Source organism: Streptococcus sp. 27098_8_91 (assembly GCF_041432385.1).
Taxonomy (GTDB): Bacteria; Bacillota; Bacilli; order Lactobacillales; family Streptococcaceae; genus Streptococcus.
Genome location: NZ_JAPVZN010000009.1, coordinates 23431 through 39629, shown reverse-complemented (window position 1 = coordinate 39629; position 16199 = coordinate 23431). Strand labels below are relative to the sequence as shown.

The window sequence follows — 16199 nt, the reverse complement described above, 5'->3', positions numbered from 1 at the left end:
CTCAAGTACAGCCTGCGGCTAGTTTCCTAGTTTGCTCTTTGATTTTCATTGAGTATTAAGAATGGATGTTTATAATCAATCCATACATTTAAAGATAAGGAGGGAATATGAAGTTTCTACAAAGTATTCACCCATTAAAACCTTTAAGATACTTAAAATGGTTTGATATCCTCATCATCACTGTTTTAATGTTTGGAGAGTTTATCATTCGTTCTACCCAACAATTTATGGAGAGTTTATCGCCTTCAACTCTTGCTAGTGTCGTAGAAACTACGACAAATCTAGCAAGTGATGGAGCAGCTTATTCTAGTAATTTCAATTTCCAATTGATTATGTTAGGGATTACCTTTCTTTATCTTGTGATTCGAAATTATGATTTTAAACAGCTTCCTATACGTTGGAGCTGGTCTGTTTTAATTTGGGTACCCCTTATCTTTGCTGTAGTTGGGATATTCGGTGATATCATTACAACCCTTAGTGGTGAGTATAATTATTTCAATCCTCAACTAATTCCTTTTATAGACCCTATGGAAATCATTCGAAAATTCATGGCTTTAACGCCGATGGCGATTTGCTATGCTTTACTAAATGGTTTTTATGAAGAATTTTTCTTCTTAGGCTTACTGACCTCAGTAAAAGAAAAGCACAAGTGGTTGGCTCTAGTCTACTCGGTAATTATACGGATTTCTTTCCATACCTATCAAGGCTTACTCTGGGCCTTGGTGATTGGGCTTGTTTATGGTCTCTTTTATTATTTCTTGTACAAGTATGTAGTCAAGAATTTACTGCCATTTTTTCTCATGCATGCTCTAGCAGATATGTTTGGTTCCAGTCTCTTGTATCTCTTGATTGCTTGGGGAAATTAAGAAATCAAACTTTTTGACAACAGTCCAATGAGTTACTGTATCAAAGTCTTCTTGTTCATAAAAACGAGGTCGGGATTTCGGTCCCGACCTCTTGTTGATTCTATATGGATTAGTCTTTGTTTTCGTATGGCAAGATCAAGTTTAGGATGATACCTGTCATAGCTGATAGGGCAGTACCTGAAAGGGTAACTGGTCCAAGTTTAAGGATAGCTCCACCAAGTCCAAGCACCAACATAGCACTTGCGATGATAAGGTTGCGCATTTGACCGAAGTCAACACGTTCTTTGATCAAGACTTTCAAACCGTTACTTGCGATAACCCCGTAAAGAAGGATAGACATACCACCAAGTACAGCGTTTGGAATTGTTGAAATCAAGGCAGTAAATTTACCAAGGAAGCTGAGGGCAATTGCGATAAAGGCAGCGTTACGGATAACTGAGACAGAAGCGATACGAGTCATACCGATAACCCCTGTATTTTCTCCGTAAGTTGTATTTGCTGGTCCACCAAGGAAGGCAGAAACAGATGTTGCGATACCATCACCAAGAAGAGTACGGTGTAGACCTGGTTCTTTCAAGAATTGGCGTCCACAGATTTGACCTAAAACGGTATGGTCTCCGATATGTTCAGAAATGGTTACAATTGCGATTGGTAAGATGGCAATTGTTTCAGGACCGAAGTAAAGGTTGTATTGTTTGAAGGCACCACCTGTATTGAATGGTAGGTAGAAACCAGGGATTTCAAACCAGTTAGCTTCAAGAACAGGAGTGAAGTCAACCAATCCAAGTGCTAGGGCAAAGAGGTAACCACCGATAATGGCAAAAAGGAATGGGATGATTCGTAGGAAGCCTTTTCCTTTTGTATTGATAAAGGCAGCAATCAAGAAAGTAACAACGGCTACAAGAGCGTTTTTCCAGTTTCCATCAGCTACCAGACCAGCGTTGGTAACAGCTGAACTAGCAAGTCCAAGACCGATAACGATGATCATAGGTCCGATGATGATTGGTGGCAAGAGTTTATCAATCCATTTTGTACCCGCAAAACGAACACTTGCAGCAACAAGGACATAGACCAAACCAGTCAAGATAACCCCTGTTTGGGCAGCAGATACATCGCCACCCATTTCTTTCATAGCAAGTGACATTGCTGTGATAAAGGCAAATGAAGAACCTAGATAAACTGGAACTTTAAATCCAGTACATACCATGTAAATCAGTGTTCCGACACCTGATGCAAAAAGGGCAACCGATACAGGCATTCCCAAGATCAAAGGTACCAAGATGGTTGCACCAAACATGGCGAATACGTGCTGGAAGCTAAGGAGAATTCCTTTGCCAGCTGAAGGACGTTGGTCAACGTCAAGTAACAAATCAACAGTTGATTCTTGTTTCATATAAACCTCACTTTTGGGCATCAAAAAAGAGCCCATTATTTTACAGCAATAGGCTCTCAGAGTAAGACTTCTTCAAAACATGGTTATCCCAATATTAAAGAATTTCATATATTTCTGCGTCTTCGTCACCTCACGGGATGACATTAAAAACCTTTGCTTAGGATAGTATAGCAGAAAAAAATGATTTTGTAAATCATTTTTTCCCGAGCTTGAAAATAAAAAAGCGAGGTTTGATTTTGTAAATCATTTTTTCCCGAGCTTAAAAATAAAAAAGTGAGGAATTCTTTTGTAAACAACTTTTTTTAAAATGTTTTAAAGTGGTCGTTTGTTAGGCATACCTGCTTTTCTTGGATATTTGTTAGGAGTTTCCTTTTTCTTCTCAACAATAGTAATGTAGCGAGGGTCTCCGTTAGGAAGAGTGTAACTGAGGTTTTCTTCAACCTTACTAAAGAGAAGATTGAGGGCATTTTTAGCTTCAGTTAATTCCTCAGGTGCATTGCTAGCCTTAAGGGCTAGCAATGTTCCACCGACTTTCAGGTAGGGGATAGTCAACTCGGACAAGACCTGCATACGGGCAACTGCACGAGCTGTAACGAAATCAAACTGAGCACGGAAGTTCTTATCTTGGGCGAAGTCTTCGGCACGTCCATGATAGAAGTGAACATTTTCTAAACCTAGTTCTTGGGCTAATAGATTCAAAAAGTTGATACGTTTATTGAGAGAATCAATAATAGTAACCTCTAGTTGAGGATAGAGAATTTTCATGGGAAGGCTAGGAAAACCTGCTCCAGCACCGATGTCTAAGAGTTTAATGGGCTGGTTTTCAATCAATCCCTGTAAAATAGGAGCGATGGAATCATAGAAGTGTTTGAGATAGACTTCTTCTTTTTCTGTAATAGCAGTCAGGTTGATTTTTTCATTCCATTCAACCAAGAGTTCAAAATAACGCTCAAATTGAAATTTTTGCTGGTCAGAAAGAAGAATCTTGTGTTCAGCTAGCAAGTTATAAAATGTTTCTGGTTTCATAGTAGTTTCCTTCTTTAGTATCATCTTATTTTACCACAAAAAGATAGAAATTTGATATACTGGTACTAATCTAAAAATAGAAAGGAGATATCAGATGAATTTGATTATTCTTGGAGTTCTTGCTCTTATTGGTATCTTTGTGATTCTTACCTATAATGGATTGGTTAAAAATCGCATGCAAACTAAGGAGGCATGGAGTCAGATTGATGTTCAGTTGAAACGTCGTAACGATCTCTTGCCAAACTTGATTGAGACTGTAAAGGGATATGCAAAGTATGAAGGTTCAACACTTGAAAGAGTTGCAGAGCTTCGCAATCAAGTAGCCGCTGCAACCTCACCGGCAGAAGCTATGAGAGCTAGTGATGCCCTTTCACGCCAGGTGTCAGGAATTTTTGCTGTTGCAGAAAATTATCCAGACCTAAAAGCGAGTGGCAACTTTGCACAATTGCAAGAAGAGCTGACCAATACTGAAAATAAAATTTCTTACTCTCGCCAACTCTACAATAGTGTTGTTAGCAACTATAATGTTAAATTGGAGACTTTCCCAAGTAACCTAGTTGCTGGACTCTTTGGTTTTAAAGTCGCTGATTTCCTTCAAACTCCTGAAGAAGAAAAGGCAGTACCTAAAGTCGATTTTAGTGGTTTAGGTGACTAGGATGTTGTATGATCAAATCGCGAGTAATAAGCGAAGAACTTGGATTTTACTACTAGTATTCTTTTTACTTTTGGCTTTGGTTGGATATGCAGTTGGTTACCTCTTTATGCGGTCTGGTCTTGGTGGCTTAGTTATCGCTCTGATTATCGGCTTTATCTATGCCTTGTCCATGATTTTTCAATCAACAGAGATAGTTATGAGCATGAATGGTGCGCGCGAGGTGAATGAGCAGACCGCACCAACTCTTTATCATGTTGTTGAAGATATGGCTATGGTGGCGCAAATTCCTATGCCACGTGTCTTCATCATCGATGATGCTAGCTTGAATGCCTTTGCAACAGGTTCAAATCCTCAAAATGCAGCGGTCGCAGCAACTTCAGGACTCTTAGCGGTTATGAATCGTGAAGAGTTAGAAGCGGTTATAGGCCATGAAGTCAGTCACATTCGTAACTATGATATTCGGATTTCTACTATTGCGGTTGCCCTTGCCAGTGCCATTACACTTTTATCAAGTATGGCTGGACGCATGATGTGGTGGGGTGGTGCAGGCCGTGGTCGTAGAAGTGATGACCGTGATAGTGGTGGACTTGAAATTATTATGCTAGTTGTTTCTCTCCTAGCAATTGTTTTGGCTCCCTTAGCAGCAACTTTGGTACAACTAGCCATCTCTCGTCAACGAGAATTTTTAGCGGATGCTTCAAGTGTAGAGTTGACTCGTAATCCTCAAGGGATGATCAATGCCCTTCGTAAGCTGGACCATAGTCAGCCAATGAGCCGTCATGTGGATGATGCTAGCAGTGCTCTCTATATCAATGATCCTCAAAAACGAGGTGGTTTGCAAAAACTCTTCTATACGCATCCGCCTATCTCAGAACGAATTGAGCGTTTGAAACATATGTAAAAACGAGTCTGGGACAAAAGTCCTAGCCTCTTTTTGATGTTGGATTGTCGAGCAAGACGCAGTGGTTGAGTGGGCTCTACTACGCTTATTTCATCAGCTTTTACAGCCCTACTCAACTGTGCGGAGGTGGGACGACGAAATCGAATTCTAACGAATTACCGATTTCTGTCCCACTCTCTTTTGCATCTATCACCTCACTTGTGACTTGTCCTATCACAAAAAAGTAGTATAATATATGTAATTAAATATTAGTGAGGTGAATCATGTATAAGCGCTGGATGACCTTTTTCTTGATTTTGATTTTCATACCAATACACTTGAGTATAGCTGACAAAGTTATGCAGACAAATTCATTAGTTCTCTCAATTATTTTTACACTTGTTGAGCTTGCAATATTTTTTTATGTAGGAAGAAAGTATGACCTGTTTCACATTCGAAAAATCTGCCTAAAAGACATTCTGAAATGGCTTTTCTCATACGCCTTGCTCTTCCTGTTTTATATCTTGGTCAATTTTTTAGGACCTACCCAATCAGACACTACTCAATCAATTCAAAATTTATCACTTTCATTGCCTGTGCTCTTTCTAGATCTCTGTATTTTAGCACCCGTTACGGAAGAAATTTTTATGCGAGGACTGTTACAAGGGACAGTATTTAAGAATACATATATTGGCTTGGTTGCCACATCGGTTCTCTTTGCTTATCTACATGGACCCTATACGATTCCTAGTTTTATCACCTATTTAGGTATGGGGTTGGCATTTGGTATAAGGTATAAGACTTCCGACAATCTTTGGAATTCCATTCTCTTGCATGTCCTCAATAATTTGGTTGCATTCTGCTTTATGTATTTGATATAATTTCCAAATTAGAATGCCTTAGTTTATAAATATAGGTAAAATTTTTTCCCTATACAACTGTAACAATAGCCAGTCATGAGCTGGTTTGTAGAGCATGTAGCAAAACCTTCTATAGCAAGGCTCCTGAAAAACTCTTCTATCCTAAACCCTTAAGCTCAGACCGAATTGAGCGTTTGCAACATATGTAGAAAGAGAGAGTGAGACAGAAATCGGTAATTCGTTAGAATTCTATTTCGTCGTCCCACCTCTGCACAGTTGAGTAGGGCTGTAAAAGCTGATGAAATCAGCGTAGTAGAGCCCACTCAACCACTGCGTCTTGCTCGACAATCCAAATACAATTGAGAGGCCAGGACTTTTGTCCCAGCCTCTTTTGAGATTTTCTACATTTATAAATCTTGTAAATCAACGACTTCCAAACCATGTTCTGTCAGACGATAGATATTCGTACAGACTTCTTTTAAGAAACGTCGATCATGCGAAACAGTAACCAGACCACCGGGATAATTGGCAAAGAGTTTTCTGATTTCTGGTTGAGAAGTTGGAGAAAAGTTTCGTGTGGGTTCATCCAGAAGGAGAAAGTTCGGTTTACGTAGAACTAAATTCAAAAGAAGGAGTTTACCTTGTTGACCTCCAGATAAGGAGTGGATTTGGTGGTGCATCTCTGGATAGCTGAAATTAAGGCTGGCTAAGCGAGATTGGATTTTCTGTAATTCCTCTTTGTGTCCAGTTTGGTTGAGAAAATCTACTGGAGATAGATCCAAATTCAATGTTTCTTGGTAATCTTGTGGCATAAATCCAAGCGAGATTTCTCTCTTATTATTAAGAAGTTGCTGCAACTTGGCTAACAGAGTGGATTTGCCAACGCCATTGGGACCGATAATGCCGATTTTATCTTGACCACGGACAGTTAATTGTAACTCCTGAGCCAAAACACGCTCACCAATGGACAAAGTCTCATTTTCCAGTCGAACTAAGACTTTTGAAGTGGCTAATGGCTCTATATCTGAGAAGAAAAGTTGAATTTGCTCTTCTTCAAGTGGCTTTTGGGCCATGGACTGAGCTGCTTTTTCGTAACGTTTTTCTTGAGAAAGAACATTTTTCATCTTTTTAGCCAATAGTCTCCCGGCAGTACTATCTTTAGTGTTTCGCAAGGCAGTTTCTACTCTTTGCTTGACTTGGCGATGTTTTTCCATGGTTTTATCATAGGAACGTTGATCGTTGGCAGCTTGCTGGCTTTGTCTGGCAAAATTAACCCTTCTCTGTTCACTATAGCGATCATAGTCTAAATGTTCGACCAGGGTTTCAGCTTCCTTTCGATGCTTGACCAGTCGTAAGTGGATTATGGTATCTGCCGTTTGAGAGAGAAAGTCTTCATCATGAGAAATGAAAATAACGGTTTGCCTAATCTTCTGAATCTGACCTTTTAGCCAATCAACTGTTTCGATGTCTAAGTCATTTGAAGGTTCATCTAAAAATAAAATCTCAAAGGGTTTGGCCAATTCATGGATGAGCTGAATTTTCAAGGCTTCGCCACCCGAGAGGCTACCAATCTCTTGGTCACTAGCGAAGCGATCACTATCAAAATGCAACTCCTCAGCCAAACGATAGAGGAGACTGTAGTCTAAATCAGTTGACTCTAAAAAGAAGTAGTCCTGTAAAGATTTTTTCTTCAGTTCTTCAGGGAGATGTTGGGGAATGTAGGCCAAGGACTGAAGGTCAGACTGAATATCTCCCCTGATAGTGAAATCAGCTAATCTTTCTCCCATTAAAGCTCGTAGTAAGGTTGATTTGCCATTTCCTTCTTCTCCAATAATAGCTACCTTTTCTCCGTCTTGGATAGTCATATTTAAATCGGAAATAAGGTCTCGTAAATCTTTGTTTTGTGTGATGGTTAGATGATTGATTTTTATCATATTGTTGGCCTTTCTAGAATATCCATAGTGCATAACAAAAGCTCTACTTTATCTAGTAGAGCCCAAAGTCTATGTCAAAAAACTCTTTTAAAAGGGCTGAAAATCCAGCAGAAAAAAGAGCACACAAAAAGAGACAGAAACAAGATCTACTAAATAAAGGTTCTTTATTTGATAGACTTAGTTGTTCATGTCTCCCTTACCTCCGAAAATTATTATGTTTATTTTATACCTTTTGGAACACTTTGTCAAAAGAAATGAGAAATTCAAATCTTTCTAGAAACCAAAAACAGGTCCATAGAGTGTCAAAACGTGCTTTACTTGATCGTAGTGGAATTTGTCATAGTTTCGCCAAGCAGTGCGGGCTTGGTCATTTAATTTCAGTGAACCAAGTCCAATCAAAAGACTAGTCTGTTGGTAAAAAGATTCCAGTTCAATTAAGATGGCGTTGTCTACTTTCTCAGCCTTTTTAAGTTGATTTAGAAGCTGGTCAATAATTTTCTGCAAGCGCAGATCATCAGGCAATCCTTGTTTGCAGGTTTGGTAAGCTTTATTTAACTCGGAAATGAGTTGATAAGCTTCTAAGATTAGTTCTTTGTCTTCCATATGAGCGTCCTCCTTTGCTCATGTATTGATGTCTATAGTATAGCACAAAAAATAAATTTGTCATAATAAATATATCAAAAATTAATAATATTTAAAACAAGGTCTGGAGCGATTAAATTAAGTGATTTCATGGTATAATCAAGAAAGTAGATCTTTATGGAGGAAGTATGAAATTAAATATTCAAGAAATCCGTAAGCAGCCTGAAGGCTTGCACTTTGAGCAGACTTTAGACTTAGCAGCTGACTTGCGTGCCCGTAATCAAGAAATTTTAGATGTAAAAGATATTGTCGCTATTGGAAAAGTTCAGTACGAAGACCTTATGTTTTTCCTAGACTATCAATTGTCTTATACAATCGTTTTAGCTTCTAGTCGTAGCATGGAACCGGTAGAATTGAAAGAGTCTTATCCAGTGACAGAAGTCTTTATGGAAGGTGCTACAAATCAACTGGACCAAGAAGTTCTAGATGATGACTTGGTTTTACCGATTGAAAATGGAGAAATTGACCTAGCTGAAAGTGTTTCGGACAATATCTTGCTCAACATTCCAATCAAAGTCTTAACGGCAGAAGAAGAAGCTGGTCAGGGATTTGTTTCTGGAAATGACTGGCAAATCATGTCTGAGGAAGAGTATCAAGCCCAACAAGCAGTCAAGAAAGAAGAAAATAGTCCTTTTGCAGGTTTGCAAGGACTGTTTGACGGAGACGAATAGATGGTTTTATCCAAGAAACGTGCCCGTCATGTCATTGAGGAAATCATCGCTCTTTTTCCAGATGCAAAACCAAGTCTAGACTTTCGCAATCATTTTGAACTTCTGGTTGCTGTTATGCTGTCTGCTCAGACGACAGATGCGGCAGTCAACAAGGCTACACCTGGACTTTTTGCAGCTTTTCCAACCCCACAAACCATGGCAGATGCAAGTGAGAGTGAGATTGCCTCGTATATTTCTCGCCTAGGCCTTTATCGCAATAAGGCTAAATTCCTCAAAAAATGTTCCCAACAACTCCTGGATGATTTTGACGGTCAAGTCCCTCAGACTAGAGAAGAATTAGAGAGTTTGGCAGGAGTTGGTCGTAAAACAGCCAACGTAGTTTTGAGCGTGGGATTCGGTATTCCAGCTTTTGCAGTAGATACTCACGTAGAGCGAATCTGTAAACACCACGATATTGTTAAAAAATCAGCTACACCCCTTGAGGTCGAAAAACGTGTCATGGATGTTTTGCCACCAGAAGAATGGCTTGCAGCCCATCAGGCTATGATTTACTTTGGTCGTGCTATCTGTCATCCGAAAAATCCAGAATGCGATCACTATCCACAGTTGTACGATTTTAGTTCGTTATAAAATTGATTTCTTGTGTTTTTTCTTGCATCGATTCCTGGTTTGTGTTATAGTAGTACCAATCAAATATTCCTTTAATCCTGTCCCGTGAGGCAGGCAAGGAGCTGAATCAAGTAGAAGGGTGGAGTCTCTGCTGTTTTGGTAGGGCTGGCTTAACTATACATTCTGAAGTCTCCTTGTTTAAGGAGACTTTTCTTTTTGGAGGTTTGTCATGAAGACAAAAGAAGTTGTAGACGAATTGACCGTCAAGCGAGCGATTACTCGAATTACCTATGAGATTATCGAGCGAAATAAAGATTTGAACAAGATTGTACTGGCTGGGATAAAAACACGCGGTGTCTTTATTGCCCACCGTATCCAAGAGCGATTGGAACAGTTGGAATCTATCTCAGTGCCAGTCGTTGAGTTAGACACCAAACCATTCCGTGACGATGTCAAAAGCGGTGAAGATACTTCTATAATCTCTGTTGATGTGACAGAACGTGAGGTCATCTTGGTGGACGATGTGCTTTACACAGGTCGGACCATCCGAGCAGCTATTGACAACATCGTAAGCCATGGTCGTCCTTCTCGTGTGAGTTTAGCTGTTCTAGTTGACCGCGGGCATAGAGAATTACCGATTCGTCCAGACTATGTAGGGAAAAATATCCCAACCAGTCGTTCAGAAGAAATCATCGTAGAGATGACTGAACTTGATGGACAAGATCGTGTTCTTATTACCGAAGAAGCTTAGATAGCCAAAGGAGTTAGCCATGTCAGAAAATCAACAAGCCATTCAACATGTAGTCTCAATGGAAGACCTTACTGTAGAACAAGTCATGAAATTGATTAAACGCGGGATCGAATTTAAAAATGGAGCAAAGGCTTCTTATGAAGACCAACACATCGTCTCTAATCTCTTCTTTGAGAGTTCGACTCGTACCCACAAATCTTTTGAAGTAGCAGAGATTAAACTGGGCCTTCACCTACTGGACTTCGATGTAAAAACAAGTTCAGTCAACAAGGGTGAAACACTCTACGATACAATTTTGACCTTGTCAGCCTTGGGAGTAGATGCCTGTGTCATCCGACACCCAGAGGTGGATTACTACAGAGAGTTGATCGATAGTCCGACGATTACGACTTCGATTATCAATGGTGGCGACGGTTCTGGGCAACATCCTAGCCAGAGCTTGCTTGATTTAATGACGATTTATGAAGAATTTGGACACTTCGAAGGACTCAAGGTAGCCATTGCTGGTGACCTTGACCATTCGCGTGTGGCTAAATCCAATATGCAAATCTTAAAACGCTTAGGAGCAGAACTCTACTTTGCTGGACCTGAGGAATGGAGAAGTCAAGAGTTTGCAGACTATGGACAGTTTGTAAGCATTGATGAAATCATTGACCAAGTTGATGTGATGATGTTTCTCCGTGTTCAGCATGAGCGTCATGAAAGTGGAACAGTCTTTTCAAAAGAGGGCTATCATGCTCAGCATGGTTTGACTCAAGAACGTTACGATCGCTTGAAAGATAAAGCTATTCTGATGCATCCTGCTCCTGTAAATCGCGATGTTGAAATTGCTGATCACTTGGTCGAAGCACCAAAATCACGTATTGTTCAACAAATGACCAATGGTGTCTTTGTCAGAATGGCAATTTTAGAATCTGTATTGACTTACAGAAACGCAAAATAAGACACAAAACGTTAAAAGATGCCTGAGAGCATCCACGAGAGGTGAATTTATGACTAAACGACTTCTAGTTTTAGAAGATGGAACAATTTTTGAAGGAAAAGCCTTTGGGGCTGATATTGATGTAACTGGTGAAATCGTCTTTAATACTGGGATGACTGGTTATCAAGAATCTATTACGGATCAGTCTTACAATGGACAAATCCTAACCTTTACCTATCCCTTGGTTGGGAATTATGGGATTAACCGTGATGACTACGAGTCTATCAGTCCAACCTGTAAAGGTGTAGTGGTATTTGAAGAAGCTCGTAGAGCCAGTAACTGGCGTAACCAGATGACGCTGGATGAATTTTTGAAATCTAAGAAAATCCCTGGTATTTCAGGTATTGATACACGTGCTTTGACAAAAATCATTCGCAAACATGGGACTATGAGAGCGACTCTGACACATGTGGGAGATAGTATTGATCACATCACAGATCAGCTTCAAGCAACTGTTTTACCAATTGATAATATCAAACAGGTTTCTACAAAAATTGCATATCCAGCTCCAGGAGTAGGTTTAAGTGTGGTACTTGTAGACTTTGGTCTCAAGCATTCAATCTTAAGAGAGTTGTCTAAGAGAGATTGTAATGTAACGGTCGTTCCTTATACTACAACAGCAGAGGAAATCCTTCACTTAAATCCAGACGGAGTTATGTTGTCAAATGGACCGGGAAATCCAGAAGATGTTCCAGAAGCACTCGATATGATTCGTGGTATTCTCGGGAAAATTCCAATATTTGGTATTTGTATGGGGCATCAGCTCTTTGCGATGGCAAATGGTGCCAAGACCTATAAGATGAAATTTGGTCACCGTGGATTTAACCACGCTGTACGCGAAATTGCAACAGGGCGCGTGGACTTTACTAGTCAAAACCATGGATACGCAGTGAGTCGTGAAGATTTTCCAGACCATTTGATGATTACTCATGAAGAAATCAATGACAAGTCAGTTGAAGGTGTACGTCACAGATACCAACCAGGTTTCTCCGTGCAATTCCACCCAGATGCTGCACCAGGTCCGCACGATGCAAGTTATCTATTTGACGAGTTCATCGAGATGATGGAAGCTTTCAAACAAGCAAACTAAAGACGAGTGTGAAATCGTCGGAGAATTTATGTAACTGAACACGGACGGAAAGCTCGGAATTTAGAGAACCCAACTCGGATTGTCAATCCTTCCTTGGTTTCCTAAAATTCAATCGCTTTCTATTCGTCCTTTGTATCTTATTTAATGTCGCCCTGTGAGGCGACGAATAGAAAGGCAGGTCGTTTCTTTTAGTCGCTATTAGGCGAACTAAAAACTCCCTGCACTAGATTTTTTATCGAAAAAAATCGTTTCGCTAAAAAATCGTCGGAGAATTTATTTAATGGCAACCTGAGAGTTGCCGAATAGAAAGGAGAAGGGTGAGCCGTATTTGCTGAATTGAATACGGGCTACGGACGGTGCTAAAAAGATAGTTATTCCTAGAACTGACGGTTCTTCGTCATAACTCCTATTTTAGCTTTGTCCGCTTGACGCCCTTAATATCTTGTAAATGCCTAAACGTACTGATATTCAAAAAATTATGGTGATTGGTTCTGGTCCGATTATTATTGGTCAGGCTGCTGAGTTTGACTATGCTGGAACCCAGGCCTGCTTGTCTTTGAAAGAAGAGGGGTATGAGGTTGTCTTGGTTAACTCAAATCCTGCAACCATTATGACGGATAAAGAGATTGCAGACAAGGTCTACATCGAACCGATTACACTTGAGTTTGTAACGCGTATTCTCCGTAAGGAACGTCCAGATGCCTTGCTTCCAACACTTGGAGGTCAAACAGGGCTTAATATGGCAATGGAGTTGTCTAAAAATGGTATTCTTGATGAATTGGGAGTAGAACTTCTCGGGACTAAATTGTCTGCTATCGACCAAGCAGAGGACCGCGATCTCTTTAAACAATTGATGGAAGAACTCAAGCAACCAATTCCAGAATCAGAAATTGTCAACACAGTGGAAGAAGCCGTTGCCTTTGCAGCAACTATTGGTTACCCAGTTATTGTCCGCCCAGCCTTCACTCTCGGTGGTACTGGTGGTGGTATGTGTGCCAACGAGGAAGAATTGCGTGAAATCGCTGAAAATGGTTTGAAGTTGTCACCTGTTACCCAGTGTTTGATTGAGCGTTCGATTGCTGGTTTTAAGGAAATCGAATACGAAGTCATGCGTGACTCAGCTGACAATGCCCTTGTTGTTTGTAACATGGAAAACTTTGACCCCGTTGGGATTCACACAGGGGACTCTATTGTATTTGCCCCAGCGCAGACTATGTCAGACTATGAAAACCAAATGCTTCGTGATGCTAGTTTGAGCATTATCCGCGCTCTCAAGATTGAAGGCGGATGTAACGTTCAGCTTGCGCTTGATCCACACAGTTTTAAGTACTATGTTATCGAAGTAAATCCTCGTGTATCTCGTTCGTCAGCCCTTGCTTCCAAGGCGACAGGTTATCCAATCGCTAAATTGGCGGCTAAGATTGCTGTAGGGTTGACCTTAGATGAAGTTATTAACCCAGTTACAGGTTCAACTTATGCCATGTTTGAGCCAGCCCTTGACTACGTGGTTGCCAAAATTCCGCGCTTCCCATTTGACAAGTTTGAAAAGGGTGAACGCCGTCTTGGTACTCAGATGAAGGCGACTGGAGAAGTTATGGCCATTGGTCGTAACATTGAAGAATCCCTTCTCAAGGCCTGTCGCTCACTAGAAATCGGTGTTCACCACAATGAAATACCTGAACTTGCCTCAGTTTCTGATGATGCCTTGATTGAAAAAGTTGTCAAAGCCCAAGATGACCGTCTCTTCTATGTGTCAGAAGCTATTCGCCGTGGTTACACACCAGAAGAAATTGCTGAATTGACTAAGATTGATATCTTCTATCTGGACAAACTCTTGCATATCTTTGAAATCGAGCAGGAGTTGGGTGCCCATCCACAAGATCTAGACGTTTTGAAAACGGCTAAACTAAATGGATTTTCAGACCGTAAGATTGCTGAACTCTGGAAAACGACTGCTGATCACGTTCGTCAACTTCGCTTGGAAAACAAGATTGTCCCAGTTTACAAGATGGTTGATACCTGTGCGGCAGAGTTCGACTCTGAAACACCATATTTCTATTCAACCTATGGTTGGGAAAATGAGTCTATCAAGTCTGACAAGGAATCTGTACTTGTTCTAGGTTCTGGTCCAATCCGTATCGGTCAAGGGGTTGAATTTGACTACGCAACTGTTCACTCGGTTAAGGCTATTCAAGCTGCTGGTTATGAGGCTATCATCATGAACTCAAACCCAGAAACAGTTTCAACCGACTTCTCTGTATCAGATAAGCTTTACTTTGAGCCATTGACATTTGAAGATGTTATGAACGTCATTGACTTGGAGCAACCAAAAGGGGTAATCGTTCAGTTCGGTGGTCAAACAGCTATCAACCTTGCAGAGCCCTTGGCAAAAGCAGGTGTGACCATCCTTGGTACACAGGTTGCTGACTTAGACCGAGCTGAAGACCGTGATCTCTTTGAACAAGCCCTCAAAGATTTGGATATTCCACAGCCACCTGGTCAAACGGCCACCAATGAAGAAGAAGCAGTTCTTGCAGCTCGCAAGATTGGCTTCCCAGTTCTTGTCCGCCCATCTTATGTCTTGGGTGGACGCGCCATGGAAATCGTAGAAAACGAGGAAGACCTTCGTTCTTACATGCGTACAGCTGTTAAGGCTAGTCCAGACCACCCAGTTCTTGTTGACTCTTACATCGTTGGACAAGAGTGTGAAGTTGATGCCATTTCAGACGGAGAAAATGTCCTTATCCCTGGTATCATGGAGCATATCGAACGTGCCGGTGTTCACTCAGGTGACTCAATGGCCGTTTATCCTCCACAAACCTTGTCGCAAAAGGTGCAAGAAACAATCGCAGACTATACTAAACGCCTAGCAATCGGTCTTAACTGCCTTGGAATGATGAACATCCAGTTTGTTATCAAGGATGAAAAAGTCTATGTTATTGAGGTCAATCCACGTGCCAGCCGTACAGTGCCATTCCTTTCTAAGGTAACCAATATCCCTATGGCTCAAGTAGCGACCAAGCTCATTCTTGGGCAAAGACTTGAAGAACTTGGCTACCAAGATGGACTTTATCCTGAAAGTACTCGTGTTCATATCAAGGCGCCTGTCTTCTCCTTTACCAAACTAGCTAAGGTAGATAGCTTGCTCGGTCCTGAAATGAAGTCAACAGGTGAAGTTATGGGCTCTGATACGACTCTAGAAAAAGCTCTCTATAAAGCTTTTGAAGCTTCTTACCTTCACCTGCCAACTTTTGGTAACGTTGTCTTTACCATTGCAGATGATGCCAAAGAAGAAGCCTTGGACTTGGCTCGTCGTTTCCAAAATATTGGTTATGGAATCCTTGCGACAGAAGGGACAGCAGCCTTCTTTGCTAGTCATGGACTGCAAGCCCAGCCTGTTGGTAAGATTGGTGATGACGATAAGGATATTCCAAGCTTTGTTCGTAAAGGAAGAATTCAAGCTATCATTAACACAGTAGGAACAAAACGAACTGCTGACGAAGATGGAGAGCAAATCCGCCGTTCAGCCATTGAACACGGTGTGCCCCTCTTCACAGCCATAGATACAGCTAACGCCATGCTCAAGGTACTTGAAAGTAGAAGTTTTGTCACAGAAGCAATTTAGTTTCTTGTTAAATGATCTAAGTAGCTTTTATCCAGCGTCAAAAGACGCTGGTTTTTCCTCTTTTATAGAGAAATCGAGTTAGAAATAATAGTTACAGTTCACCATTAAATGTCAAAGTTTATCAATAGATTTATCATTATCGTTAATGAGTAGACTTATTCTGACTTTCCCTAAAATTTTGTTGAATTTTCTTAAGTTTTTATCATATTTTTTAT

At 40.6% G+C, this 16199-nt stretch carries 14 protein-coding genes; 10 read left to right on the top strand and 4 right to left on the bottom strand.

Annotated elements, in window-relative coordinates:
* Positions 1 to 107 precede the first annotated feature (107 nt).
* The gene (locus O3611_RS08285; RefSeq protein ID WP_371608340.1) at positions 108 to 866 is read left to right on the top strand and encodes a CPBP family intramembrane glutamic endopeptidase; all 759 of its coding nucleotides are present in this window, start codon (positions 108 to 110) and stop codon (positions 864 to 866) included.
* 109 nt (positions 867 to 975) lie between these two features.
* On the opposite strand, the gene O3611_RS08280 is transcribed toward O3611_RS08285, so the two are convergent.
* Both O3611_RS08280 and rsmG read right to left on the bottom strand, forming a co-directional pair.
* Positions 976 to 2259, bottom strand: a complete 1284-nt coding sequence (locus tag O3611_RS08280) for a uracil-xanthine permease family protein (protein ID WP_371608339.1) — start codon at positions 2257 to 2259, stop codon at positions 976 to 978.
* A 312-nt stretch (positions 2260 to 2571) separates the two neighbouring features.
* Positions 2572 to 3285, bottom strand: coding sequence for a 16S rRNA (guanine(527)-N(7))-methyltransferase RsmG (gene rsmG, locus O3611_RS08275; protein WP_371608338.1), 714 nt, complete (start codon positions 3283 to 3285; stop codon positions 2572 to 2574).
* A 94-nt stretch (positions 3286 to 3379) separates the two neighbouring features.
* On the opposite strand from rsmG, the gene O3611_RS08270 reads away from it, so the two are divergent.
* The 3 genes from O3611_RS08270 to O3611_RS08260 all read left to right on the top strand — a co-directional run bounded on the left by O3611_RS08270 (position 3380) and on the right by O3611_RS08260 (position 5701).
* Positions 3380 to 3940 (top strand): LemA family protein, encoded by a 561-nt coding sequence (locus O3611_RS08270; protein WP_371608337.1) that lies wholly within the window; start codon positions 3380 to 3382, stop codon positions 3938 to 3940.
* A 1-nt stretch (position 3941) separates the two neighbouring features.
* Positions 3942 to 4841 (top strand): zinc metalloprotease HtpX, encoded by a 900-nt coding sequence (htpX, locus tag O3611_RS08265; protein ID WP_371608336.1) that lies wholly within the window; start codon positions 3942 to 3944, stop codon positions 4839 to 4841.
* A 263-nt stretch (positions 4842 to 5104) separates the two neighbouring features.
* Entirely contained in the window at positions 5105 to 5701 is a 597-nt protein-coding gene (locus O3611_RS08260; RefSeq protein WP_371608335.1) for a lysostaphin resistance A-like protein, read from the top strand.
* 386 nt (positions 5702 to 6087) lie between these two features.
* Here the strand turns inward: O3611_RS08260 and O3611_RS08255 are convergent, their stop codons facing one another.
* Together O3611_RS08255 and O3611_RS08250 are read right to left on the bottom strand one after the other, a co-directional pair.
* Positions 6088 to 7647 carry an ATP-binding cassette domain-containing protein gene (locus O3611_RS08255; RefSeq protein ID WP_371608334.1) on the bottom strand — a complete coding sequence of 520 codons (1560 nt, stop codon included), beginning with the start codon at positions 7645 to 7647 and terminating at the stop codon, positions 6088 to 6090.
* 240 nt (positions 7648 to 7887) lie between these two features.
* Positions 7888 to 8217: a helicase BlpT gene (locus O3611_RS08250; protein WP_371608333.1), complete on the bottom strand. Its 330-nt coding sequence runs from the start codon at positions 8215 to 8217 to the stop codon at positions 7888 to 7890.
* 167 nt (positions 8218 to 8384) lie between these two features.
* On the opposite strand from O3611_RS08250, the gene O3611_RS08245 reads away from it, so the two are divergent.
* The 6 genes from O3611_RS08245 (at position 8385) to carB (ending at position 15984) form a co-directional block, all read left to right on the top strand.
* Positions 8385 to 8927, top strand: coding sequence for a DUF177 domain-containing protein (locus tag O3611_RS08245; RefSeq protein WP_049502643.1), 543 nt, complete (start codon positions 8385 to 8387; stop codon positions 8925 to 8927).
* Entirely contained in the window at positions 8928 to 9557 is a 630-nt protein-coding gene (gene nth / locus O3611_RS08240; RefSeq protein WP_371608332.1) for an endonuclease III, read from the top strand. It abuts the gene before it with no gap.
* A gap of 208 nt (positions 9558 to 9765) precedes the next feature.
* Entirely contained in the window at positions 9766 to 10287 is a 522-nt protein-coding gene (gene pyrR / locus O3611_RS08235; RefSeq protein ID WP_049549150.1) for a bifunctional pyr operon transcriptional regulator/uracil phosphoribosyltransferase PyrR, read from the top strand.
* Positions 10288 to 10306: 19 nt separating this feature from the next.
* The gene (locus O3611_RS08230) at positions 10307 to 11230 is read left to right on the top strand and encodes an aspartate carbamoyltransferase catalytic subunit (protein WP_045763807.1); all 924 of its coding nucleotides are present in this window, start codon (positions 10307 to 10309) and stop codon (positions 11228 to 11230) included.
* 49 nt (positions 11231 to 11279) lie between these two features.
* Complete coding sequence (locus O3611_RS08225) at positions 11280 to 12359, top strand: carbamoyl phosphate synthase small subunit (RefSeq protein WP_371608331.1); 1080 nt, start codon at positions 11280 to 11282, stop codon at positions 12357 to 12359.
* 448 nt (positions 12360 to 12807) lie between these two features.
* Complete coding sequence (gene carB, locus O3611_RS08220; protein WP_371608330.1) at positions 12808 to 15984, top strand: carbamoyl-phosphate synthase large subunit; 3177 nt, start codon at positions 12808 to 12810, stop codon at positions 15982 to 15984.
* Positions 15985 to 16199 lie beyond the last annotated feature (215 nt).